The organism is Dietzia sp. NPDC055877 (assembly GCF_053615975.1).
Window position 1 is genome coordinate 16679 of the sequence record NZ_JBSHCV010000014.1, and the last position, 25465, is coordinate 42143.

At 70.8% G+C, this 25465-nt stretch carries 17 protein-coding genes and 1 tRNA gene; 7 read left to right on the forward strand and 11 right to left on the reverse strand.

Going from position 1 to position 25465, the window contains the following annotated elements; all coding sequences use genetic code 11:
* Positions 1 to 390, forward strand: coding sequence for a hypothetical protein (locus ACWGLC_RS13450; RefSeq protein WP_452100361.1), 390 nt, complete (start codon positions 1 to 3; stop codon positions 388 to 390).
* Positions 387 to 1967 (forward strand): alpha/beta hydrolase, encoded by a 1581-nt coding sequence (locus tag ACWGLC_RS13455; RefSeq protein ID WP_452100363.1) that lies wholly within the window; start codon positions 387 to 389, stop codon positions 1965 to 1967. The genes ACWGLC_RS13450 and ACWGLC_RS13455 overlap by 4 nt, the downstream gene beginning before the upstream one ends.
* 15 nt (positions 1968 to 1982) lie before the next feature.
* Here the strand turns inward: ACWGLC_RS13455 and ACWGLC_RS13460 are convergent, their stop codons facing one another.
* The 3 genes from ACWGLC_RS13460 to ACWGLC_RS13470 form a co-directional block, all read right to left on the reverse strand.
* On the reverse strand, positions 1983 to 2921 hold the full coding sequence (locus tag ACWGLC_RS13460; protein ID WP_452100364.1) for an NAD-dependent epimerase/dehydratase family protein: 939 nt from the start codon (positions 2919 to 2921) through the stop codon (positions 1983 to 1985).
* 86 nt (positions 2922 to 3007) lie between these two features.
* Positions 3008 to 5182 (reverse strand): DUF6541 family protein, encoded by a 2175-nt coding sequence (locus ACWGLC_RS13465; protein WP_452100365.1) that lies wholly within the window; start codon positions 5180 to 5182, stop codon positions 3008 to 3010.
* 83 nt (positions 5183 to 5265) lie between these two features.
* Entirely contained in the window at positions 5266 to 7080 is a 1815-nt protein-coding gene (locus tag ACWGLC_RS13470) for a hypothetical protein (RefSeq protein WP_452100366.1), read from the reverse strand.
* Positions 7081 to 7213: 133 nt separating this feature from the next.
* On the opposite strand from ACWGLC_RS13470, the gene ACWGLC_RS13475 reads away from it, so the two are divergent.
* The gene (locus ACWGLC_RS13475; RefSeq protein WP_452100367.1) at positions 7214 to 8056 is read left to right on the forward strand and encodes an HNH endonuclease family protein; all 843 of its coding nucleotides are present in this window, start codon (positions 7214 to 7216) and stop codon (positions 8054 to 8056) included.
* A 17-nt stretch (positions 8057 to 8073) separates the two neighbouring features.
* Here ACWGLC_RS13475 and ACWGLC_RS13480 read toward each other — a convergent pair whose 3' ends face one another.
* The 3 genes from ACWGLC_RS13480 to ACWGLC_RS13490 form a co-directional block, all read right to left on the reverse strand.
* On the reverse strand, positions 8074 to 8961 hold the full coding sequence (locus tag ACWGLC_RS13480; RefSeq protein ID WP_452100368.1) for a DUF1542 domain-containing protein: 888 nt from the start codon (positions 8959 to 8961) through the stop codon (positions 8074 to 8076).
* A gap of 260 nt (positions 8962 to 9221) precedes the next feature.
* A tRNA-Thr gene (locus ACWGLC_RS13485) sits at positions 9222 to 9297 on the reverse strand.
* Between the two features lie 131 nt (positions 9298 to 9428).
* A complete protein-coding gene (locus tag ACWGLC_RS13490; protein ID WP_452100369.1) occupies positions 9429 to 10640 on the reverse strand; it encodes a DNA polymerase III subunit delta' in 1212 nt (403 codons plus the stop codon).
* A gap of 72 nt (positions 10641 to 10712) precedes the next feature.
* Here ACWGLC_RS13490 and ACWGLC_RS13495 point away from each other — a divergent pair, with 72 nt between their 5' ends.
* Entirely contained in the window at positions 10713 to 12290 is a 1578-nt protein-coding gene (locus ACWGLC_RS13495) for an adenylate/guanylate cyclase domain-containing protein (protein WP_452100370.1), read from the forward strand.
* 303 nt (positions 12291 to 12593) lie between these two features.
* On the opposite strand, the gene topA is transcribed toward ACWGLC_RS13495, so the two are convergent.
* Positions 12594 to 15557 (reverse strand): type I DNA topoisomerase, encoded by a 2964-nt coding sequence (gene topA / locus ACWGLC_RS13500; protein WP_452100371.1) that lies wholly within the window; start codon positions 15555 to 15557, stop codon positions 12594 to 12596.
* A gap of 334 nt (positions 15558 to 15891) precedes the next feature.
* Positions 15892 to 17481, reverse strand: coding sequence for an alpha/beta fold hydrolase (locus ACWGLC_RS13505; protein ID WP_452100372.1), 1590 nt, complete (start codon positions 17479 to 17481; stop codon positions 15892 to 15894).
* Positions 17482 to 17891: 410 nt separating this feature from the next.
* On the opposite strand from ACWGLC_RS13505, the gene ACWGLC_RS13510 reads away from it, so the two are divergent.
* On the forward strand, positions 17892 to 19802 hold the full coding sequence (locus ACWGLC_RS13510) for a 2-oxoacid:acceptor oxidoreductase subunit alpha (RefSeq protein WP_452100406.1): 1911 nt from the start codon (positions 17892 to 17894) through the stop codon (positions 19800 to 19802).
* A gap of 25 nt (positions 19803 to 19827) precedes the next feature.
* The gene (locus ACWGLC_RS13515; protein ID WP_452100373.1) at positions 19828 to 20898 is read left to right on the forward strand and encodes a 2-oxoacid:ferredoxin oxidoreductase subunit beta; all 1071 of its coding nucleotides are present in this window, start codon (positions 19828 to 19830) and stop codon (positions 20896 to 20898) included.
* Positions 20899 to 21103: 205 nt separating this feature from the next.
* Here ACWGLC_RS13515 and ACWGLC_RS13520 read toward each other — a convergent pair whose 3' ends face one another.
* From ACWGLC_RS13520 to ACWGLC_RS13530, 3 genes are all read right to left on the reverse strand, one after another.
* Complete coding sequence (locus tag ACWGLC_RS13520; RefSeq protein WP_452100374.1) at positions 21104 to 21889, reverse strand: NRDE family protein; 786 nt, start codon at positions 21887 to 21889, stop codon at positions 21104 to 21106.
* A gap of 11 nt (positions 21890 to 21900) precedes the next feature.
* A complete protein-coding gene (locus ACWGLC_RS13525; RefSeq protein WP_452100375.1) occupies positions 21901 to 22488 on the reverse strand; it encodes a hypothetical protein in 588 nt (195 codons plus the stop codon).
* A gap of 86 nt (positions 22489 to 22574) precedes the next feature.
* Complete coding sequence (locus ACWGLC_RS13530; RefSeq protein WP_230929865.1) at positions 22575 to 22778, reverse strand: cold-shock protein; 204 nt, start codon at positions 22776 to 22778, stop codon at positions 22575 to 22577.
* Positions 22779 to 23014: 236 nt separating this feature from the next.
* Between ACWGLC_RS13530 and ACWGLC_RS13535 the strand changes: the two genes are divergently transcribed.
* On the forward strand, positions 23015 to 25351 hold the full coding sequence (locus ACWGLC_RS13535) for a DEAD/DEAH box helicase (protein ID WP_452100376.1): 2337 nt from the start codon (positions 23015 to 23017) through the stop codon (positions 25349 to 25351).
* Positions 25352 to 25465 lie beyond the last annotated feature (114 nt).

Here is a 25465-nt window from a genome sequence, read left to right on the forward strand (position 1 = left end):
GTGGATCCCGCGAAGGGTCCGGACGCGGATTCCGCGCAGACAACCGGGACCTGCGAGAACACCGAGGCCTCCCGCACCGCCGCCGAAGTCGATGAGGCCGCCCGGCTGCGGGATCGGCTCGGCGTGGCGAGCGCCCGCCTCGAAGCCCTACTGCCCCCGGAAGATCCGGCCGCGCCGGGGGAAGGAGCCGCGCCGCGCGGGGGTGTCGCCAGGTTCGACGACGACGCCGTCAACTCAGAGCTCCGGTCACTCCTTGCCCCCGCCGCCGCCCGGGCCTCCCGCCTGCTCGAGCTGGCGGGGTCGGTCGCGGACGGCACGCTGAGCGAGGAGTCCGCCACGCGTGCCGCCCGGGCGATCGCGGCGGAACAACCCCATCGGCGGCCGCGGTGAGCGGTGCGATTCCGGAGAACCCGCCTCCGCTGCGGGTGACTCGACTACTCGGGCTGGCCACCGAGGCGCTCTCGGCCCGGGATGCCCTCGCCACGGCGCGCGACGCCCTGCTCTCGGCGCCCGTGCACTCCCCCGCGCTGACCGCGCTCGCCGAGGCGATCGACGGCGAGGCCCGCGGTCTCGACGAGTTCCTGGCCGGCGTGTACCGGCTGGTCGAGCTGGCGGAGGACAGCTGGGACGATCTCGACGGCCCGCACCCACTCCCTGAGCCTGAGCGCGGCCGCCTCCTGCGATCGCTGGACCAAGCCGTGGACAACGCGTTCGTCGATCTGGCCCGCCTGACCGGCACCCGGCCAGTCGGGGGCCAGGCGATCGACGCCACCGGCCTCGACACCCGCGCCACGGTCGCGTCGTGGGCCCGGGCCGAGCCTGACGCGGTGTACTCGACGGTCGAGCACCTGAGCGCCGCCGATCGCCGCCTGCTGGCGTTGGCCGAGCCCGTGGCGGTCGGCAGCACGTACGGAGTGCCGTGGGCGGTTCGCGCCCGCGCCAATGCGGTGTCGGTTCGTCGGGCGCTGCATCGCGAGCAGGTGGCGGGCACGCCGTGGAGCCCGCGCATCGGCCGGCTGGAGACCATGGCCCGCCGGGCGGGCCGTCGGCGTCGTTCGTTCATCGGCTTCTCGGCACGACGGGGCGGCCGGATGATCGAGGTCGTGGGTGAGCCCGGCCCGGCCACCGAGGCGATCGCGGTCTACGTGCCGGGCACGGGCACCAACCTGGACATGTCGCACGTCAACACGGATGTGGTCGATGATTTCGTCGACGCCGCCGCCGGCCGCCTGGTCGCCGTGGCCTACCTCGACGGCGAGTTCCCGCAGGACATCATGGCCGACGCGGGGCGCCCGGACTACGCCGAGGAGATTGCTCCGCGACTGGTCCGCTTCTGCCGCGAGGTGGACCGCGTGGTGGAGATCGACTGCCCCGGCGCCGCGGTCACGGTCCTCGGCCATTCGTACGGCGGCCGGATCGTGGGCACGGCCGAGCGGATGGGGCTGCGCGCCGACCGGGTCGTCTACGCCGCCTCCCCCGACCTCGGGGTGGGGGTCAACGGCCCCGAGGACTGGCGCTCCCCCGGGCCGGTGCGCCGCTATTCGATCACCGCGCCGGCCGATCCGGTGGAGCTGCTCCAGGCCCGGTTCGCGCTGCGACGCCGCTGGATGTCCCGCAACCTTCCGGACGGGGTGGTCCGCCTCGACGCGGGTTTTTTCGACGACGACGAGCCCGTCTACGGGACCCGCGGTCACGGCGGGTTGTTCGATCGGGACTGTGGCGCGTTCCGGGCCATGCTGGCAGTGATGCTCGGCGGGCGGGTACCGCTCTGGTGCGACCGCGAGATCCACGCCCGCCACACTCGCGTGCGTAGGGGCGAGCAGGGACGGCTGCTGCCGATGATCCGCCGCCACGCGGTCGGGCTGTGGCTGCGGCGGGACGACGATCCCTACGGCGAACCCGCAGTCGTGTGGGCGGCACCCGGGCAGGTCATCGACATCCCCGCTGCCCGGTCGGTGCGGCGTTAGCAGCGGCGGGGCCGGTCAGTCGCGGAAGTAGGCGACCGTGCGGGCCACTCCCTCGCAGATCGGCACCTGCGGGTTCCAACCGAGCACCTCGCCCGCGCGGCGGGCGTCCAGCGCCGAGCGTGCGACGTCGCCGAGGCGGGCGGGCGCGTACTCGGGATCGTCGGTGGCGCCGGCGGCCTCGGCGACCAGGGTGTGCAGTTCCCGGTCGGAGGTCTCGACGCCGGTGCCGATGTTGAAGCGCAGCCCGGCCGCGGCCTCGACCTGCGACGCGCGGACGAAGCCGTCCACCACGTCGTCGACGAACACGTAGTCGCGGGTGTTGCCGCCGTCGCCGAAGACGCGGGTGGGCTGCCCGGCGAGCAGGCGCTGCGAGAAGATCGCGACCACGCCGGCCTCGCCGTGCGGATCCTGGCGCGGGCCGTACACGTTCGCCGGAGCGACGCCCGCCCACTCGATGCCGTACAGGCGGGAGAACATCTCGAGGTAGATCTCCCCGGCGACCTTGCCGGCCGCGTACGGGCTGAGCGGATCCACCGCCCGGGTCTCGGCCACCGGCAGCTCGGTGACGGGACCGTAGATCGAGCCGCCGGAGGAGGTGAACACGATCCTGCGCACCCCGGCCCGACGGGCGGCCTCGGCAAGGCGCACGGTGCCCACGACGTTGACCTCGGCGTCGTGCACCGGGTCCTCGACGGACAGCCGCACATCGATCTGCGCGGCCAGGTGGAAGATCACCTCCGGCCGGGCCTCGGCCACCACACCCTCGATCGCGGGATCGGTGAGCCCCATCTGGTGGAATGCGAACCGCTCGCCGACCTCACGGGCGGCGGCGAGGTTCTCGAGTCGCCCGCGGGACAGGTCGTCGATGACCGTCACCTCGTGCCCCTCTGCCAGCAGTCTGTCCACGAGGGTCGAGCCGATGAACCCGGCTCCGCCCGTCACGAGTGCACGCAAGTGTTCCCCTCCCGGTGTGCGGCGGATCCGCCGCGGCCGACCGTCTGGACGCCTGAAGCACAGGATACGACCGACGGGGGCTGCGGTCACTCCGGGATCTCGGATTCCAGGGTGAGCGGGGCCCTGGCGTGCGGCGGGAACGGTGAATCGGCGAGGATCTGCGCGAGCTCGGCGTCGGAGAACGCGGCACGTACCGCGAAGATCCGGACCTGCGAGTCGTTGTACACCTTCACCAGTCCGGGCGTCGCGTCGAGCTCGAGCAGGTGCGGGTTGGGTTTCTGGAAGCCCCAGTAGTTGGGCGGGCTGATGTAGACGTAGGTGACCCCGAGTTCGGCCAGGGCCGCATCCACCGCGGGGTTCACGCCGGCCTGATCCAGCGTCATGAACAGGCTGCTGGTCAGTGGTGCGGTGTCCCCGGGTGCCAGGTAATGCCGCGAGGTCGAGGGCAGGCCATCGGTGGCGTACATCCAGCCGGAGCCCTCATCCGGATTGGTGTAGATCTGCCCGCTGTAGGCGCGGGGTTGCTCGGACAACCACCGGAAAGCCGCCAGGTCGTGGCCGTCGACGAGCCGTCCCCAGCGTTGGTTCGACCCGGCCGCGACCGCGTACTCGGGCGAGGTCTGGATGACCCACGAGCCGGTGCCCACCAGTGCAGCCAGCGCCACCGCCACCCGCAGGCCCGTTACCCCGCGCCCGTCCGGGTCGGTGATCGGGTCGATGAGCCGGCCCAGCCAGCCCGCGAGCATCTGCACGAACGCGCCCACGCCCACTCCCACCGCGGCGGCCACGACGACGGCCATCACGACCCCGATCCGGCGCGGGTCGTTGTAGAAGACACTACCGAGGGCACGCAACGTGCCGCCGGTCCAGTTGCCGAAGTGGTCCATCGCGTTGACGCACACCACCAGCAGCCCGCCCCACAGCAGGATCGGCCAGAGGACCAGGCGGCGCAGCATCACGATCACGCCGAGCGCGGCGAGGGACAGCAGCACCCAGCGCACACCGAAGTCCTCGACGTGGCGCACCTGTAGGGCCGCCGCCTTGCCCCAGGTGGCGGCCCTGTCGGCGTTGATCTCGAACTCGAACGCCGAGATGTCATCCGCCTCGGCGGAGACAGTGAGAATCTGCGGCAGCAGGGTGAGCACCCCGGCCAGCCCGACACCGGCCAGGACGAGGAAGTCGCGCAGGCGTCCCCGCACCGGTCGCCACAGGGCCTCGAACAGCCACCAGAACAGCACGATCACCGCGGCGGTGACCATGCCCGACGGGTGGACGCCACCGATGCCGACCAGGCCCAGCGCCGCCGCGGGGATGAGCCGCCGGTCGGCCACCGCCGCCACCACGACCGCGGCACCCAGTCCGGCCAGCCCGTTGGCCACCGCGGACGGGGTCGCGGCCACCATGACCTCCATGAACGGCAGTCCCGGGAACAGCGCGGTCGCCATTGCCGCGACCGCCGCGGAGGTGGCCACCACCGGGCGCGAGAACCGCCGGTGCGTGATCAGCCACGCCAGCGCTGCCACGCCGAGCGGGAACACCAGAGCAACGGAGCCGATCTGCACGAGGTTGTACGTCTCCACGGCCCCGATGCCGCGCAGCGCCATGACGAGCGCGGCGATCGCATGCCACGTACTGGGGTAGTAGAGGGTCGCCGAGTTCTCCGGATAGCGCAGCGCGCCCGCGTGGTCCGGCGAGGCCAGGCCCTCGTCGTGGATGAACCGGATGTAGTTGGCGTGCCAGTGCGCGTCCCAGCCCTGGAACACATTCGCCGTGCCGCCGGGCATCGCCGACAGTTCCGTGATGATCATCTGGCCGATCAGCCAGGCGCTCACCAGGACCGCCGTGCCGGGCAGCAGCCACCACCACGACCGGCGACCCGCCCGTGCCGCGGCCCGTCCCGCTGGGGCGGCAGGCCGTCCCGCGTTGGCGCGTGCCGCCCGCGAACGACCGCGAGTGCGCTTCCTGCGTCTGCTGCGGGACGTTGCCGGACGGGCCGCTCGTCGTCGCCGTCGTCGTCGGATCCAACCGACGCCGGTGATGAGCAGGCCCACGACACCGACCACCGCGGTGGTCACGGCCGTGGCCACCGCGTAGCCGGCGAGCGTCCAGGGCACGTCGATGCGGCCGTAGACGTAGCTCGCGATGGCGGCGATTCCGAACGACACCGGGATCGACGTGGCCACGGCCAGTCGCAGCGGCAACTGGGCCGCTATTCCGACGATCGCCCCGGGCAGCACCAGGAGCGCGGTCAGGGTCACCATGACCATCGCGATGTCGATGACCCGCCTCCGTTCCTCGCCGACTTACTGTTCAGCCCATTATGGGCCACCCCTGCGCCATCTCTTCACCGCGGCACGAGGACTCCGACAGGTCCGCTGCCGACGCACATTTCGGTGACGCCCTCACGTGGGGAAACGGTGAGGCCCGTGCCCCCGCCCTCGACCCGCACGAACACCGTGCCCAGACCGGCCCGCACCGGGGCGACGGTCTCCTCACCCTGATCGAACTCCAGGGCCACCTGACCGTCGGCGTCGGCGAACACGTTGAGTTGCACCACCCAGTCCCTCTCGAGCAGCGGGCCGTCCAACGCGAGCCGGGCCCCGTCCGGCCCCACGCGATGGCCACAGGCCGGCTCGGGCCCCTGCGGGAGCGTCCGGCCGAACGCTACCTCGGCCGGGTGGAGCGCGCCCAGGGCATCGATGAGGACCGGCTCGGGGGTCCACGTACCCACCTCCGGCATCCCGGGCACGCCGGTGATCAGTGTCGACAGCCGGTGTGCGGGCGCCGTGACCGGGTGGAGAACCTCGAACGGCACGTCCTGGTCGAGCATCGGTTCCGGCCGGTCGCGCAGCGTCTCCACCAGCGGCTGCACGTAGTCGCGCGACGGCTGCTCGGACCACACCTGCCGGAACGTCACGGTCGACACCACCGACGACGCGAGCAGCGCGACGAGCGCGAGCACGCCTACGACCGTGTGCGTCGGCGCCGCCGTGCGCCGTGGTGCGGCCAGGGCGAGCGCGGCGGCCGCACCGAGGATCACCGGCAGCTCCGCGTGATAGCGGAGGGTCTGGACGATCTCGGCGGCGGTGTCCGGGCCGGCGCGCCCGGCCGCGACCAGGACCACCGAGATCAGGGGGTACAGCGCGGCGACCAGCCAGATCGCACCGGTCCGGCGCCGCGTGAGCAGCGACCACGTCAGGACCGCCGCGCACGCCAGCACCCCGATCACCACCGCGGCGACCGGCGGATCGGCCATGGGCGGGCCGGGATGCCAGCGGTCCCACCGCCACGGTCCGCCGCCCAGCGCGGGAACCACGGCCAGGCGGTAGGTGTGGGCCACGAGGTCGACGAACCCGGGGCGTGTGCCCTCCGCCTCGCCGAACGATCCCCGGCCCCCGAGACGTCCGACGACGACGAAGAAGACCCCCGCCCACACCACCACGATCACCGCCTGTGCGGCCCACGCGACACGGGTGCGCCGCCAGAGATCGAGGATTTCCGCCCGCCCTCCCCCGGCGGTCCACCATCCGGCCAGCAGCACCATCGCCGCGACCACGGGAATGATGAGGGCCTTCTCCACGAACAGCAGGCCGAGGACCGTGGCCAGCGTGGCCTCCACGGCATGCCTGCGGTGGCCAGTCCGGGCGAGCAGGACCATCGAAGACACCGCCCAGGCCAGCGCGGCGCTGAGCGGGAGCACGTTGAGGGCGGCCGCCCACCAGGTGGCCGCGGGCAGGCCGAGCGGGATGGCCAGGCCCGCGATGAGCGGCACCAGCAATACAGGCCGTCCGCGGAGCAGCACCCAGAGCATGCGGGCATACGCGGCGCCGGCGAGCAGTTGGAGCACGACGATCTGCGCGAGCGGGAGCCGGAAATCCAGCGGCGCGAAGTGGGCGGCGATCCAGACCAGCGCCATCCCACCGGGCATGAGGTGCCCGTCATGGTCGGTGAGCAGGAACTCCGGGGTCGGCCACGAATAGCCGGCGGCCAGGCTGTGCAGAATCAGATCGTCCCAGTAGAACCAGCCCGCGGCCGCCACCCAGAGGCGCACCACCGCGGCCACCACCACGATCGCCGCGCACAGACCGACCAACGCGCGCGGGGACACGGCGGCGCGCGAGGACTGGCGGGGCGGCGGGTTCTCGATGGTGGGCGACATCGCGGGTCAGGGTAGCCGCACCCTCCGACACGGTCTCCGAGACGCACCCGCGCCGCACCACGCTGCCGCGCGCGAGCGCAGCCCCGGCAGGCCGCGGGCGGGGATGTCGGAGGGCATGGCTATGGTGCCCCGCATGAGTTCACGGTCCTCTCGCCCGGTCATCGCTGTCGTCCTCGGCGTGGCCGTGCTGGCGGGCGTCGGCTGGTGCGCCGAGGCCGAGGAGGGGACGGACTTCCCGAGCGCGACCGGAGGAGACGATTCATCGCAGGCCATCACGTCGGTGCCCGCTCCGCCGGAGGGGTCACCGGATTCCGACCCCGCGCCTGCGCCCGCTCCTGAGCCGGCCCCCGGTGAGCCCGGGGGCCCGGCGGTGCCGGAGGCGCCCGCGCCCGGCGGCGATCCGCTCGTCCCGCCGGCCCGTGCGGCGCTGGGGCAGCTCGAGGTCAAGGGGCGCGCGCCCAAGACGGGGTACGACCGTGATCTTTTCGGTCAGGCCTGGTCAGACGATGTGGGCGTGGAGTTCGGGCGCAACGGCTGCGACACGCGCAACGACATCCTCAAGCGAGACTTGCAGGAGCACACGTTCCGGCCCGGGACGCGGGACTGCGTGGTGCTCACCGGCGTCCTGAACGGGCCGTACACCGGGGAACGGATCGAGTTCCAGCGCGGGCAGGACACGTCGTCGCTGGTGCAGATCGATCACGTCGTGGCGCTGTCGGACAGCTGGCAGAAGGGGGCGCAGCAGCTCACCGTGGAGCAACGGCGCGATCTCGCCAACGACCCGCTCAACCTGTTGGCGGTGTCCGGTCGGGCCAACCAGCAGAAGGGGGACGGCGACACGGCGACCTGGCTGCCGCCGCGGCGCGAGTTCTGGTGCTCGTACGTCTCGCGTCAGGTGTTGGTCAAGGAGCGCTACGGGCTGTGGGTCACGCAGGCGGAGCGCGATGCGATGGACCGGGTCCTCTCCGGCTGTTGAGCCGGACCCGCGCGGGATCAGAAGTCGAACAGGCCTCCGCCGTCGCCGCCGAACAGGCCGCCGTCGAAGAACCCGCCGCCGTCGCCACCACCGTCACCGCCGAACAGGCCGCCGTCAAAGAACCCGCCGCCGTCTCCCCCGGCGTCGCCGCCGGCATCACCGCCGTCGCCACCGAACAGGCCGCCGTCGAAGAACCCGCCGCCGTCGCCGCCCATGTCGCCACCCATGTCACCGACGTCGGCGCCGCCCTCGCCGATGCCGGAGGCGAATTCCTCACCGGAGTATCCGACGCCCGACATGCCGGCGAACATCATGTTGAACATCATCATCGAGCTCATCATCCACATGCCGCTGACCAGCGCGGACGCCCACCAGGGCTCCGAGTACCAGCCGGCCGGGACGGGCCGGCCCGCCACGACGCCGCCCGGGTAGTAGTGCGGGGTCTGGTCGCTCGGCCCGGTGGCCGCGCTCATGGTCCGACCGTCGACCTCGACCGTGCGGTCCTCGGTCACCTTTCCGGCGCGGTCCTGGCCGGGGGTGGCGGGCAGCTCGGGGCCGGGATCCATGCCCATCGCCTCGCGGGCGGCGCGCACGTAGTACAGCCCCTCCAGCGCGGTGTCCTTGGCCAGCTGCGCCTGGACCGGAGTTGTGGCCCGCTCGAGCTCGGTGACGGCGGCCGTATAGCGCTCGGAGGCGTCCGCCATGGCCTGCTTGGAGGCGTCGTCGATGCCGTCGATGTTGAACACCTGGCCACCGAGCCGCTCGACCCACCGGGTCGCCTCCGCGCGGTAGTCCTCCAGGTGGCGGTTGTGATGCGCCTGCAGCTGGGTCTGCCCCTTGTTCTGACTGCGGGAGATCACGGCGACGGCCACCGCGATCACGGCGGCGATGAGGAGGAATTCCACGGGAGCGACCTTTCTCGGTACTACTGACCGAGCGTACCGAGATCGCCGACGTCAGGACATCGCGTGCGCCTCCGCTCCGGCGTCAGAGCCGCTGCGCCCGAGGGCGGGTCCGGAACGCGCCATCCGGGACGACCGGCCCGAGTGGTTCGCGGGCGCTTGTCGTCATGCGATGGCGGTCGCTCCCGGGCGGGAAGGAACGGCCATCATCCCGGAGAAAGCACCGATCCCCCGGCCGGCGGGCCGAGGGATCGGGTGTGGTGTGGAGCCGCGTGTCGGAATCGAACCGACGACCTTTTCATTACGAGTGAAATGCTCTACCGACTGAGCTAACGCGGCGAGCCCTTGTGGGGCGAGGCAACTATATCCGACGGGGCCCGTGACCGAAAAAACGAGGGCACCGCCCGATGCCGGGCCAGCCACAACGCACGCTGCCCGCCAGCACCCCAGGCGACCGCGCGAGGCCGCGATCAGGTCAGGGCCGCACGGATGGCGCCGACCATGGCCGAGACCGCGAACTTGGGCTTGACGTTGACCTCGATCGCCGCCCGGCAGTCCTGGACAGCCTCGATCGCCTTGAGGATCGACGCCGCCGGATAGTGGCCACCGAGGCGGGCCGCCTCGTCCGCTTTGTCCGCGTGGACCGGCGCGACATCGCGCGCCCCGATGGCGGCCGTCAATGCGTCCCGATAGAACCCCGCCAGGTCGACCAGCGCGAGATCCAGCGAATCCCGGGTGGAGCGCGTCCGGCGCGATTTCTGCGCGCGCTCGAGTTCCTTGACCGCCCCTGACGCACCGCGCCCCGCGGACGCCGTGCCCTTGCCCGTGCCGCCGGCGCCGAGCGCGGTGCGCAACTCCTCGACCTCCCGCTCGTCCGACTCGGTGTTCCGCGCGATCGCCTCCTGCTCGGCGGTCTTGACCAGCTGGTCCGCGAGCGGGAACGCGCGTCCGGGGTTGTGCATGACCATCGGCAGCTGCAGCACGACCTCACGGCGTTCGCGGGTCGCCTCATCCGTCGCCAGCCACCGGGCGCGACCGACATGTCCCGACGAGACCGAGGCCGCCCACCTTGCCCGTTCCGGGTCGATCGAGCCGTCGGCGAGCAGCGCACGCTCCACCGCCTCGGCATCCGGTTGCCGCAGCGCGACGTTCCGCGACCGCGACCGTAGGGTCACCATGATGTCCATCGGGTCCGTGGTGGGCGAGCACAGCAGGAACACCGTGCGACTCGGCGGCTCCTCGACCACCTTGAGCAGGGCGTTTCCCGACTGCTCGGTGAGCCGGTCCGCCTCCTCGACCACCACGATCTGCCACCGACCGGTCCCGGGACGGCTCGCGGCCCGGTGGATGGTCTCCTTGACGTCCTTGAGCAAGATGTTGACACCCTGCGGGGCCAGCAGGTGCACGTCCGCGTGCGTCCCGGCCAGGGCGGTGTGGCAAGCCCGGCACTCGCCACAGCCGACGATCTCCGGGTGCTCGCATTGCAGCGCCGCCGCGAAGGCCATCGCCGCCACGCTCCGGCCGCTGCCGGGCGGGCCGGTGAACAACCACGCGTGGACCATGCGCGCATCCGACTCGTCCCACCCCTGGCCGGGGACACGCAGACGTGCGGCGGTGGCCGCTGCGGTTAGTTCCGCCACGGCCTCGGCCTGACCGGCCAGACGATCGAACACCCCGGACATGGCCCCACCTTATCGCCGTCCTCCGACACACCTACGTTCCCGGGATGACCGGCGCGAACTACTCTGGGTGCAATGGAGCGCTGGGTCAGGTTGTTCAGGTGGCTGTGGGCCACTCCCTGGCCCGTCTACGCGCTGACGATGGTGCAGGCCAACATCATCGGCGCGGTCTTCGTGTTCGCGTTCCTGCGCTTCGTCATCCCCATGGATCGTTTCCTGGACCTGGAGGAGTTCCGATTCCTCAACCAGTACCTGTTCATCGGCTATCTGGTGCTGGCGTTCATCGGTGGGGTGATCGCCTCCACGCTGCTGCTGCTCCCCGTGCTGCGAGCCGACCGCTCGGGCCAGGACTTCGGCGATGAGATCCGCTCCCGGACCCTGCGTCTGCCGTTCCATCAGGCGCTCATCTCGGGCGCGATGTGGGTCATCGGCACGCTGCTTTTCGTCGCCGTCAATGTCGGCCACTCCCCCCGTCTGGCCCTGATCGTCGCGGTGACCAGCCTCCTCGGCGGCTCCACCACGTGCCTGATCTCCTACCTTCAGGCCGAGCGGATCATGCGGCCGATCACCGTCCGGGCGCTGGCCCGGGGCGTCCCGGCGAGCAAGCACGTCCCCGGCGTGCGCCGGCGCATCTTCCTCGGCTGGGCGCTGACCACGGTGATCCCTATCGCCGGTGTGATCCTCATCCTCATCGGCCACTGGTTCGGCCTGTTCGGCAGGGATCCCAACCACATCCTGGTGGCCCTGGCGGTCCTGGCCAGCGTCGCCGTGATCGCCGGTGCCATCGGGATGGGGCTGGTCTCCGACTCCATCGCGGACCCCGTCCGCGAGATGCAGGACGGCGTCCAGCGCGTGAAGAAGGGCGATCTGGAGACCCGTCTGACGATCTACGACAGCTCCGAGGTCGGCCGCCTGGCCCAGGGCTTCAACGAGATGGTCACCGGCCTGCAGGAGCGCGAGGCCATCCAGGACCTGTTCGGCCGCTACGTCGGCGAGGACGTGGCCCGCAACGCGCTCGAGCGGGGCACGGAGCTGGGCGGACAAGAAAGGGAGGTCGCGGTCCTGTTCGTCGATCTCACGGGGTCCACCGAGTTCGCCGCCGCCCACGAGCCCGCCGAGGTCGTAGCCGTGCTCAACGAGTTCTTCCGGATCGCCGTCGAGGCCGTCGACGCCAACGACGGGTACATCAACAAGTTCCAGGGCGATGCCCTGCTCGCGGTGTTCGGGGCTCCGATCGAGGTCGACAACGAGGCCGGACGCGCCCTCCGGGCGGCCCGCGCGCTCCAGTCCCGCCTCTCCGAGCTGGCCCCACTGACCGCCGGCATCGGGGTGTCGTACGGCACTGTCATCGCCGGCCACATCGGCCACGCCAAGCGGTTCGAGTACACGGTTATCGGCGACCCGGTCAACGAAGCCGCCCGCCTGACCACCCTGGCCAAGATGGAGCAGGGCCACGTCTTGGCCTCGGCCGCGGCGATCCGCCACGCCGACGCACCCGAGGTGGCCCGCTGGGTGCTCGGCAGCAGCGTGGAGCTGCGCGGACGCGGGGTCATGACCCAGCTCGCACGGCCCCTTCGCCCGACTCTCGCCGACCGCTGGCAGGCGGGGAACGTCGCATTGCGCCCGGCGCCTGCGGACAACGCCACAGACTGACCAGCCTTGCCCGCCCGAGGGCCGCCCCGGTTGACCGTGCCGGCCCGACGGCAACGCCCTGCCGGCCCGGCGGTTGCCGGGCAGCGGTTGCCGGACATGACAGACGAGTTGCCGGACAGAATGTGCGAAAAATCGCCCCCCGAACGCACCGGATGTCGGGCAACCGCGGGGCGATGTCCGGCAACCGGCGCAGGGGCCCACGACCTGGCGCAGGCCGAGGTGTCGAGGACCAACGGCCCAGGACGCGGGAGCCCGGGGCCAGCGGCGCGGCCGCTACTCCGCCGACGCCTACATCGCCGGGGCCTACTTCGCCGCGGCCTTCTTCTTGGCCGGGGCCTTCTTCGCGGGGGTCTTCTTGGCCGGAGCCTTGGCCCGCCGCTCGGACAGCAGCTCGGAGGCCCGCGCGTCGGTGAGCGTCTCCACGGTGTCACCCTTGCGCAGGGAGGCGTTGGACTCGCCGTCGGTCACATACGGTCCGAAGCGGCCGTCCTTGACCAGCATCTGCTTCCCGGAGACCTCGTCGACCCCCATCTCACGCAGTGCCTTGGGCGCGGCCTGGCGACCACGACGCTTGGGCTCGGAATAGATCTTCAGGGCCTCCTCGAGCGTCACCGAGAAAACGGCCTCCTCCGACTCGAGCGTGCGCGAGTCGGTGCCCTTCTTCAGGTAGGGGCCGTAGCGGCCGAGCTGCGCCGTGATCTCTTCGCCGCTGTCCGGGTCCACGCCCACGACGCGCGGCAGTGACAGCAACTTGAGCGCGTCCTCCAGCGTGACCGTTGCCGGCTCCATGGACTGCATGAGCGAGCCCGTGCGCGGCTTGGGCCCGGTCGGGCTCTCCGCGTCCTTCTTGGCCTTGCGGGTGACCGCGGACTTGGACTTGGTGGCCGCTTTCTTGATCTCGGCGATCTCGTCGTCGTTCTTCGCGGCGGCGATGGCGGCCTCGCGCTCGGCGTCGATTCGCTTCTTCTCGGCGTCGGCCTCGGCGAGCACCTTCTTGGCCCACTCGGCCTTCTCCGCATCGGTGGCCTCGGGGAGCTTCTCGGTCACGTACGGGCCGTAGCGCCCGTCCTTGACCACGATCTCGTGCCCGGTCGCCGGGTCGACGCCCAGCGGACGACCGTCCTGCGGGGTGGCGAAGAGTTTCTCGGCCACCTCGAGGGTGAGCTCGTCGGGGCTCATGCCCTCGGGCAGGTTCGCGCGCTGCGACTCCTCGGCGCCGCCCTCGCCGGCGACCATGCGCTCGAGGTACGGGCCGTAGCGGCCGACCCGCACGTGGACGGGCCGCCCCTCCGAGTCATCGAAGACGCGGATCGAGTTGATGCTGCGGGCGTCGATGGCCTCGAGGTTCACGTCGACCAGGTTCTTGAGGCCCACCGCGTAGTTCGCGTCGTCGCCGCCGCCGGCACCCGGGCCGGAGCCCTCGCCGACGCCGAAGTAGAAGCGCCGCAGCCAGTCGTCGCGGTTCTCGCGCCCCTCGGCGATCGCGTCCAGCTCGTCCTCCATCAACGAGGTGAAGTCGTAGTCAACGAGTCGGCCGAAGTTCTGCTCCAGCAGCCCGACCACCGCGAACGCGACCCAGCTGGGCACGAGCGCGTTACCGCGCGAGTACACGTAGCCGCGGTCCTGGATGGTGCGGATGATGCTGGCGTAGGTCGACGGGCGTCCGATGCCCATCTCCTCCATCGCCTTGACGAGGCTGGCCTCGTTGTAGCGCGACGGCGGGCTGGTGGTGTGGCCGTCGGCGACCAGCTCGGAGCCGGTGAGGTGCTGTCCCTCGTCGAGGCGGGGCAGGCGCCGCTCGGCGTCGTCGGCCATCTGCTTGTCCGAGGCGGTCTCGTCGGTGGACTCGACGTAGGCCTTGAGGAAACCGGGGAACGTGATGGTGCGACCCGACGCGGCGAAGGTGGCGTCGCTGTAGCCGGAATCGTTGGTTCCGGCCCGGCCGGTGATCCGGATGCTCACGGTGGTGCCGCGCGCGTCGGCCATCTGGGAGGCGACGGTGCGCTGCCAGATCAGCTCGTAGAGGCGGTACTCCTCGGCGTCGAGGACGCTGTGCAGCTGACCGGGCGTGGCGAACGACTCGCCGGCGGGGCGGATGGCCTCGTGCGCCTCCTGCGAGTTCTTGACCTTGCGCGTGTACTGGCGCGGCGTGGGCGAGACGTGCTCGCTGCCGTAGAGCTCCGTCGCCTGCGCGCGAGCGGCGGCGATGCCGCCCTCGGACAGGGTGGTGGAGTCGGTTCGCATGTAGGTGATGTAGCCGTTCTCGTACAGCCGCTGCGCGATGCGCATCGTCCGCTCGGATGTGTAGCGGAGCTTGCGGCCTGCCTCCTGCTGCAGCGTGGAGGTCATGAACGGCGCGTAGGGGCGTCGTGTGTAGGGCTTGGACTCCACGGAGTCGACGACGAAGTCGGCACCCTCGAGCGCCCCGGCCAACGCCCGCGCGGCCTTCTCGCCGAGCACGACCGAGTCCTTGGCCGCGCCGGTCGCCTTGAGCCGGCCGTCCTGGCCGAAGTCGCGGCCCTGCGCCACCCGGGCTCCGTCGACGGCGGAGAGGCGGGCGGTGAAGCTGCGCGGCTCGCCGGCGTCTCCGCCGCCCGATCCCTGCGTGGCGAGCGAGGCGGTGATGTCCCAGTAGTCGGCGGCGATGAACGCCATGCGTTCCCGCTCGCGCTCGACGATCACGCGGGTCGCCACCGACTGCACGCGGCCGGCGGACAGCCGCGGCATGACCTTCTTCCACAGCACCGGCGAGACCTCGTAGCCGTAGAGGCGGTCGAGGATGCGGCGGGTCTCCTGGGCGTCGACCAGGTCGGTGTCGAGCTCGCGGGTGTTCTCGGCGGCGGCGAGGATCGCGGGCTTGGTGATCTCGTGGAACACCATCCGCTTGACCGGGACCTTGGGCTTGAGGACCTCGAGCAGGTGCCAGGCGATCGCCTCGCCCTCACGGTCGGGGTCTGTCGCGAGCAGCAGCTGATCGACCCCTGCGAGCTCCTTCTTGAGCTCGGCGACCTTCTTCTTCTTGTCGGCGCTGACCACGTAGATGGGCTCGAAGTCGCGGTCCGGGTTCACGCCCAGCCGCGCCCACGGCTCCTTCTTGTACTTGGCCGGGATGTCCGCGGCACCCTTGGGCAGGTCGCGGATGTGACCGACGGAGGCCTCGACCACGTAGTCGGACCCCAGGTACGGCTGGATCTTCCGGGCCTTGGTGGCGGACTCGACGATCACCAGGCTCCGCTTGCCGCCCGATGCTGCCTGCTTGCTCGCCACTGAACTGCTCCCAACCTGCGCTGATTCATCGACGACGCGCGCCACCGACCGCCGGTCCCGGTCACGGTACGCGCGCCGGGGCCTTCTTATAGAAATTCATACCAGGCTATCGACGCCCGGCGAGAAACCCGAACCTGCCCGTCGGGAGCGCCTGCCCCCGTTCGGCGGGTTTCGTCCCGGTCCGCCGATGTGAGCCGGACCCTTGCCCAGGTGCCTTATATATGGGCCTCATCTCGAACTCTCCGCGACGGCGACGGCGACGCCGCGGTTGGCGTCGTCGTCGTTACGGTCCGACCCACCATCGCCGCTCCCGCGGCCTCACACCCGTCGGGGTTCAGACCCACGGTGCCGGCTCCGGCGCCGGCACCGGTGTGTCCAGGTAGAGCCCCTCCGGGACCTCCCCGGTGTGCAGATAGTCCAAGACCACTGCATCGACCCGGAGGTTTCCGGTATCGAAGTGACAGTGCACCGTACCCCTGATCCGGACCAGCGTGCCTCCGGTGGCCGCAGCGGTGGACGGTCCGAACATGCCGGGGGTGTTGGGATCGTGGTCAGACTGCAGTATCAGTGGCGGCGCGGCCATCTCGTTGGCGACGATACGGGGCGGCACGGTCGACGGCGGGTACAGGCAGTACGGGGTCTGCTCCTCCAGCGCCCACGAGTCCTCTCGCGTACTGCCCACGGAGTCGCTGCTCCCCAGCAACACCCCTGCCAGCGGGGTCCCCGACGGAGGCGCGGTCTCGTTGCAGTTGAGGATCGTCAAGTAGGTCTGGGTGTCAGAGGTCATCACCGGGACCGGAAGGCCCTCGACGATCTGCTCCTCCAACTCGTCCGGGGTCGGCGGGTCGGTCACTGTGCCGTGGATCTTGGCCGAGATGATCCACGCGATATCGGACCACACCGACGGGTTCCTACTGTTCGCGTCCAGCACGGTGAAGTATCCCTTCGCCCCTTCCACGTCGCGGTCGAACGCCCCGGAGGACGCCGCCGCCGCATTGTCGAGCCGGGCCGACCCGGTGGTCAACGCATCGGCCGATCCGGCAGTGAAGGGTTCAGCCGAGGCTCCCGCCGATCCGCCGGACAGCGACCCCAACACCTCGTCGCCAGGCTGCGCCGGCGGGGGCAGGAACCGTGCGGCCGCCCGTCCCTCCGTCAGATCCAGCTCGTGGATACGGCGGTAGACCTTCAGCGGAGTATCGCCGAGGTCGTACGTGGCATCGTTTTGTGCGATCCACCCGAGAACGTAGTCGCGAGCCTGGTGGCGGTTCTCGGCCTGGTGGCGGTGGAAGTCGTACCACCACGTCTCGGTGGGGCCGACCGAGGAGTCGAGAAGCATCCGCTCGATACTCTCCGGGAACAGCGTCTGGTACATCATCCCGATCGCGGTGCCGTACGAGTATCCGAAGTAAGTGATGCGACCCAGACCCATGGCCTGACGCACGTACTCGTGGTCCCGGACGAGATTCTCTGTGGTGATCGACGAGACGAGCTCGGAGTCGGCGTCCATGCACGCCTTTGCCGCCGCGACCGCGCTGAGCTCCCCCGCCCGGTCGGGCGCACACTCGAGCGAGCCGGCCCCCTCGAGCCCGCGTGGCTGCACCACCACCAGATCGTGGTCCCGCCGGATGGTGTCCATCGGCGAGTCCTGGGCCGCGTCTATAGCGGAGTACCAGAGCGTCCGCGCATCGGCGCCCGGCCCGCCGGGGTTCCCGAAGACGGTTCCGGTCCGGTCCCCGGCGGCGGTGATCCGGCGGATTTCCACGTCGACCTTGCGGCCGCCGGGGTCAGAGTGATCGAGGGGGATCGGGACTGTGGCGCAGAGGACGTCGGCGCGGGGCATCCCGTAGAACTCGTCCTCCGGCGAACTGGCCGGGCACGCAGCCCAGGTGAGGGTGTCGACGCCGGTCGCCGCGGTTGCAGCCACGGGGGCGACCGCAAGTGGCAGGAGGACAGTGGCGATAGAGGTGGTGGCGACGGCGACAACGAGGCCGGCTGACGCTCTCTCACGAACTGGGGACATAGTGATAAGTCTTTCATCGTCGCTGCGCCGCGAGGGCGAATTCATGGGACCAGCCCGCGGAATGGCTTCACATAGACAGACCGGTCTACACTTGTGAGGAGCAGCCACGGATGCGAACTGTAACCTGTTACAGTTCTGCGGAATCTGACGTGGCCGGAAGGCACGCCGGAACCGGCGTACCGTCGGTGGTTGAACGGACACACCCGTTCAGCCCGATCATCACGACTCAACGGAGGTCAGCAGCGGTGGGCAATGTGTCCAAGACCAGGCTGGACAAGGTGGTCATCCGTATCGCGGGTGACTCTGGTGACGGCATGCAGCTCGCTGGTGACCAATTCACCTCCGAAGCAGCAGCCTTCGGCAATGACCTGGCGACCCAGCCGAACTACCCGGCCGAGATCCGTGCCCCGCAGGGCACGATCCATGGTGTCTCCAGCTTCCAGATCCAGATCGCGGACTACGACATCCTCACCGCCGGTGACCGTCCCGACGTCCTGGTGGCCATGAACCCGGCCGCGCTCAAGGCGAACATCGCCGACCTGCCGTCGGGCGGGATCCTCATCGTCAACTCGGACGAGTTCACCAAGCGCAACCTCACCAAGGTCGGCTACGAGTCCAATCCGCTCGGATCGCCCGCGTTCGAGGCCTACCAGGTCCATGAGGTCGCGATGGGCACGATCACCATCGGCGCCGTCGAATCGGTCGACATCGGCAAGAAGGACGCCGAGCGCTGCAAGAACATGTTCGCGCTGGGTCTGCTCATGTGGATGTACGGCCGCACGGTTGAGTCCATCGAGAAGTTCCTGCAGGACAAGTTCGGCAAGAAGCCGACCATCCTCGAGGCCAACATCCTCGCGCTGCGCGCCGGCTGGAACTACGGCGAGACCACCGAGGCCTTCGCCTCGGAGTATGAGATCCAGCCCGCCAAGCTGCCGTCGGGCCGCTACCGCCAGGTCACGGGCAACACCGCTCTGGCGTACGGCCTTGTCACTGCAGGTGTTTCCGCCGAGATGCCGGTTTTCCTGGGTACCTACCCCATCACCCCGGCCTCGGACATCCTGCATGAGCTGAGCAAGCTCAAGCAGTTCGACGTGACCACTTTCCAGGCCGAGGACGAGATCGCCGGCGTCGCCGCCGCTCTCGGTGCCTCCTACGGCGGCGCCCTGGGGGTCACCTCGACCTCCGGCCCCGGCCTGGCCCTCAAGTCCGAGGCCATCGGCCTGGCGGTGATGACCGAGCTGCCGCTGGTGATCATCGACGTCCAGCGCGGCGGCCCGTCGACGGGTCTGCCCACCAAGACCGAGCAGTCCGACCTGCTACAGGCCCTGTTCGGCCGTAACGGCGAATCGCCGGTCGCCGTGGTGGCGCCGCAGTCGCCCGCCGACTGCTTTGACGCCGCCCGCGTGGCCGCCCGAATCGCTGTCACCTACCGCACGCCGGTCATCCTGCTCTCGGATGGCGCGATCGCCAACGGCTCCGAGCCGTGGCTGCTGCCCGAGGTCGAGGCCCTGCCCAGGATCGACAAGAACCTGGCCACCGTGCCCGAGGGCGAGGATGCTATCGAGTACCTGCCCTACGCCCGTGACCCGGAGACTCTGGCTCGCGACTGGGCCATCCCCGGCACCCCGGGATTGGAACACCGCGTCGGCGGCCTGGAGAAGGCCAACGGCACCGGCAATATCTCCTACACCGGCGACAATCACGCCCTGATGACCCGTATCCGCGCACTGAAGATCGCGCTGATCGAGGTTCCTGACCTCGAGGTCGACGACCCCTCGGGCGAGGCGGACGTGCTGGTCATCGGCTGGGGCTCGTCCTACGGCCCCATCGGCGAGGCTGTGCGCCGCGCCCGCGCCAACGGACATCGCGTCGCCCGCACCCATGTGCGACACCTCAACCCGCTGCCCGCCAACATCGGCGAGGTCCTGGGCCAGTACCGCCGCGTCCTGGTTCCGGAGATGAACCTCGGCCAGCTGTCCATGCTGCTCAAGGCCCGCTTCCCGGCAGAGATCCAGCCCATCACCAAGGTGCAGGGCATGGCATTCTCCGCCGAGGAGCTGCAGGAGGCCATCGAGGCCGAGTTCGCCGGCCGTCTCACGCACGCCGAGCACGACAAGTACCGCCTGGCGCTCAACGGCGTGGCCACCACCACCGGTGAGCCCGCCGCCAGTAACCGCCGCCTGGGGACCACCGCCACCGGCACCACCACCGCCAACCGCCGCTGACATCACGAGCGAGGAGAGGATACCCATGACAAGTACCGATTCCGGACTCGTCGGCACCAATTTGCCGCTGGACGCGCTGGCGCATGTTCCCAAGACGGATGCTCCGCAGAAGCCCAAGGACTACACCTCTGACCAGGAGGTGCGCTGGTGCCCCGGTTGTGGTGACTACGTCATCCTGGCCACCATCCGTTCCCTGCTGCCCAAGCTGGGCCTCAAGCGGGAGAACATCACCTTCATCTCCGGCATCGGCTGCTCGAGCCGCTTCCCGTACTACCTCGAGACTTACGGCATGCACTCGATCCACGGCCGCGCCCCGGCGATTGCCACCGGCCTGGCCACCACGCGCGAGGATCAGTCGGTGTGGGTCGTCACCGGGGACGGCGACGCCATGTCGATCGGCGGCAACCACCTCATCCACACGCTGCGTCGCAACGTCAACCTCAACATCCTGCTGTTCAACAACCGGATCTACGGGTTGACCAAGGGCCAGTACTCGCCCACCTCCGAGACGGGCAAGGTCACCAAGTCCAGCCCCATGGGCTCGTTGGACCACCCGTTCAACACCCTGTCGCTGGCTCTGGGGGCCGAGGGCTCCTTCGTGGCCCGCGCGCTCGACTCGGACCGTAAGGGGCTGACCGAGGTCCTCGAAGCCGCCGCCGTGCACCGCGGCACCAGCTTTGTGGAGATCATGCAGGACTGCCCGATCTTCAATGACGGCTCCTTCGACATCCTCCGCAAGGAGAACGCTGCCGACCACCTCATCCCTGTGCGTCACGGCGAGAAGATCGTCTTCGGCGACGAGGGACAGCACTGCGTCGTGCGCAACGGATTCTCGCTGAAGGTTGCGGCCACCGCGGACGTGGACGAGGCGGACATCATCGTCCACGACGCCCACACCGACGACCCCGCCTATGCGCACGCACTGGCCAACCTGTCCAGCCAGGATCTGCAGTACACGGTCATGGGGATCATCCGCCAGATCCACCGCCCGACCTACGACGACCAGGCCCGCGCCCAGGTCGCCACCGCCAAGGAGACCGCCCCCGGCGACCTCCAGGCACTCCTGGACGGCCCCAACACCTGGACCGTCGCCTGACCTGAACCCCGGCCGGGCGGCCCTCCCCGGCTGCAAGACAACGCCCTCCAGTTGCAAGGCATCTCGTGCGAACCTGGCCGTGTATTGCGCACCGGAGGTCTTGCAACTGCGGGGCGGTGTCTTGCAACCCGCCGAGGCACGAGGCGGCGAGGCACGAGGCGGCGAGGCGCGGGGCGGGACGGGACGGGGCGGGCGGCCCCGCGTCTCAGACCCGGGCCGTCGCCGTCCCTGCGATCCGCCCGCGGGCGTCCCAAGTGCGCTCGACCACATCGGTGGTGCCGTGCTCGTCGATCCGGATCGCGGTGGTCGACCGGGTGCCGTACCACCTACCCACGCGGACGAACCGCGAGGAAAGTCGCCACTCCTGGGTCAGGTGCACGCCGGTTCGCGGAAGACGGTGGAGCGGGGCTCTGCGGCGGTCGGCGAGCAGGTCGAGGAGCGGGGTGGACCAGTCGGGGTGGGAGACGGCGTCGTCGTCGACGTAGCGCTGCACGTCGATTGCCGCCCCGGTGACCTTCGGCCACGGCGTGTCCAGCGCGGCGTTGGACAGGCCGTGCACCTGCTCCCCCAGCCGCTCGGGTCCGCGACGGGACCGGTTGGACGCCCACCACAGCTCGTCGGGATCCCCGGCCAACAGGTTGACCCCCGCGTACCGGTCGAGGTCCGGGGCGATGTGGCGCACATAGTCGGTCGTCGGCACCGGCCCGGCGAGAGCGTCAACGGGGAGTTCGCCGCGTGAGGCATCGGACGGCGGCGGCGTGCCCGGCTCGCGGAAGTTGGTCACCGCCGAGAAATGCCCGCCGGGGGCCAGAGACAGCCAGGTCCCGCCGGCCGTGACATCCCGCCCGGCCACGATGCCTGCGGTCCCCTCGCGCTCGGCGGTCCACTCGTGCAGCGGCTCGGTGGGCCGGTCGAGGACCTCGTCGCGGTTGGCCACGACGATGAGGGGATATCGGGGATGCACCCGACGCGCCACGACGAGCATGCACATACGAACAGACGCTACCCGGGCCAGCACCCCTCGGGGACCTCGGCAGGCGCCGCCCCGAGGTTCTGGGCCAGCCGCGCACGAGCCCGCGCGGTCCCCAGCCTGAGCATCGGCCCACCGCCCTTCGAACCGATGTAGGTCGACCGGATACCGACGCGGTCCAGCGACTCCCCCAGGGCGGCCCGCCGCGGGGCGTGCTGTTCCGGGCCGGCGTCGATCCCCAGCTCGATGACACCACCCGGGGTGATCCGTCCCGCGGTCAGAAACCACACGCGCAGCGCACCCGCTGAAGGGGTCCACCCCGCCGGGACCGCCGAGACCGCGCCACGCCGCCACCGCCGCACGACCGGGACCAGCGCCGCCGATCGCCCCGTGGAGACCGTGCACCGCCCGTCCCGGTCCGCCTCCGCGCGCACAGGATTGAGGCCGGCCTCGGCGAGCAGCGACATCAGCGCATCCGCCCGCCACGGCGCGTCGAGAGCCACCGACACCTGTGCCAGGGCGTCGGTGAGCGTCGACTGGCCCCGGGCGGCCAGCGCACCCTCCAGATCCGCGGGCTCCGGGACGTGGGAGTCCGCGGCGAAGAACGACAGCTGCGTCACGCGCCTGAGCCTACGGCCGCCCTCCGACACGATGCGAGGCCCCCACCGCGGATGCGGTGGGGCCTCGACCAGATCGACCGGGATGGTCAGAGCGCGCGGACCGCCTGCGCCTGAGGACCCTTCTGGCCCTCACCGACCTCGAACTCGACCTGCTGGTTCTCCTCGAGCGACTTGAAGCCGCTGCCTTCGATGGAGGAGTAGTGGACGAAGAGGTCGGCGGAACCGTCCTCGGGGGCGATGAACCCGTAGCCCTTCTCCGCGTTGAACCACTTGACGGTGCCCTGTGCCATGTTTACTGCATTCCTTTTCCGTACTGCCAGATGCGACTCGCGGGATGGCCACGCGCGTCGGGCCGGCGCCCCCACCCCGGAATCCGAGGTGGATGAGACGGCCGCGTCCAGTAGATCACGAGAGCGTCCGCGGGAGAACCGATCTCTGCAGGTCGCTCGTGGATAAGGGAAGTTCGTCGCCGGTTCACGCCCACGCCACCGCCCGACGCGCCCCCGCTTCCCTCTACGGTCGAGGGGTGACGACGTACGGACGTGAACTCCTGGGGCATCTGCTCGACCAGCTGCCCGCCGACTCGTCCCCGCTCACCCACGCCGTGGACCTGCCCGCCCGCGAGGCCCGCCACGCCGACTGGCCGCGGTGGGCGCACCCGGGGCTGGTCGACGAGTTGACCGGCCGCGGAGTGGACCGCCCGTGGGCCCACCAGGTCGCCACCGCCGACCACGCCCACGCCGGCCGCGACGTGGTGGTGGCCACCGGCACGGCGTCCGGCAAGTCGCTGGGCTACCAACTGCCCGCGCTCAGCGCACTGGCGGCGGACCGCAACGCGTGCGTGCTGTACCTGTCCCCCACCAAGGCGCTGGGCCAGGACCAGCTGTCGTCCGTGATCTCGCTGGTCGACGCGGTCCCCGACCTCGCCCACGTCGCCCCCGCCTCCTACGACGGCGACACCCCGACCGATGCCCGGCCGTGGATCCGCGAGAACTCGCGGTGGATCGTCACCAACCCGGACATGCTGCATCTCTCGGTGCTCGGCCGCGCCCGCCAGTGGACGCGCATCCTGCGGGGGCTGCGCTTCGTCGTCGTCGACGAATGTCACTCCTACCGCGGCGTGTTCGGCTCCAACGTGGCCCTCGTCCTGCGCCGGCTCGACCGCCTCGCCCGTGCCCTGGGCGCCGATCCCACCTTCGTCCTGGCCTCGGCCACCACCTCCGACGCCGCGGCCGCGGCGAGCACCCTCACCGGCCGCGACTGCGTCGAGGTCACCGACGACGCCTCGCCGCAGGGCGGCCGCACCGTCGCACTGTGGGAACCACCCCTGATGGAGGGGCTCACCGGGGAGAACGGCGCCCCGGTGCGGCGGCCGGCGCCGGTGGAGTCGTCGACGCTCATGGCCTCACTCGTCGCGGAGGGCGCGCGGACACTGACGTTCGTGCGCTCCCGGGCGGGCGCCGAGTCCACCGCCCTGCGTGCCCGCGAGAAGCTCGCCACGGACCACGGCGCGCGCGGACGCGAGCTCGCCGGGCGGATCGCCGCCTATCGCGCCGGGTACCTGGCCGACGACCGCCGCCGGCTCGAACGAGACCTGGCGGAGGGCGCGCTGGTGGGGGTGGCGTCGACGTCGGCGCTCGAGCTGGGCGTGGACATCTCCGGGCTCGACGCCGTGGTCAGTGCCGGATTCCCCGGCACGATCGCCTCGTTCTGGCAGCAGGCCGGCCGTGCGGGACGCCGTGGCCAGGGCGCGCTGGTGCTGCTCGTGGCGCGCGACGACCCGCTCGACACCTACCTCGTGCACCATCCCGAGGCGCTGCTCGGGCGCCCCGTGGAGGCGACGGTCACCGATCCGCGTAACCCGGTGCTGTTGGCGGGCCAGTTGCGGTGCGCGGTGAGTGAGCGACCGATGTCGCACGCCGAGGCCGCCGCGTGGGGCGCGACGGAGGTACTGGAGGCGCTCGCCGACGACAACCTGGTCAGACGCCGGCCGGCGGGGTGGTATCCCTCCGCCGACGACCACGCTCCGCATGCCGAGGTCGACATCCGCGGGACCGGCGGGGCGGAGGTCATGATCGTGGACACCCTGGACGGGCGGATGCTCGGCACCATCGACTCGGTCCGGGCCCGCTCTCAGGTCCACCCGGGGGCGCTGTACCTGCACCAGGGCGAGTCGTTCGTGGTGGACGAACTGGATCTCGACGACGGGCTGGCCCTGTGCCGTCCCGAGGAGCCGGAGTGGACCACGTCGGCGCGGGAGCAGGTGACCATCGACCTGATCTCCACGCTCGAGTCGGTTCCGGCCGGGCCGGTGACCCTATCCTTCGCCGACGTGGAGGTGACCACCCGCGTGACCGGTTACCAGCGACGGTTGCGTGGTGGGGAGATCCTCGACGTGACCCCGCTCGACCTGCCCGAGACGACGCTGGCCACGCGCGCGGTGGTCTACACCGTCACCCCACAGCTGCTCCGGGTCGCGGGGCTGGAGGAAGCGGACTGGCCGGGCGCGCTGCACGCCGCCGAGCACGCGGCGATCGGGCTGCTGCCACTGGTCGCGACCTGTGACCGCTGGGATATCGGCGGGGTGTCGACGGCCCTGCACCCGGACACCGGCCTGCCAACGGTCTTCGTCTATGACGGCTACGCGGGCGGGGCCGGCTTCGCCGCGCGCGGGTTCCGGCGCGCCGAGGCGTGGCTGCGGGCGACGCTCGAGGCCATCCGGTCCTGTGAATGCGAGTCGGGGTGCCCGTCGTGCATCCAGTCCCCTAAGTGCGGCAACGGCAACGATCCGCTCTCCAAGCCGGGTGCGATCGCGCTCCTGGCGGAGGTGGTGGGGCAGTTGACTGAGGTCGGCGCCGCGTAGTCGGTGGTGCCGGATTGTGCGACGACGACAACGGTGGTGGCGGGCCCATCTACCGATCCGTGCGGCCGAATACCGTCCGCGCACAACGCTAGTGGCACGGCAGCGCAACGATCT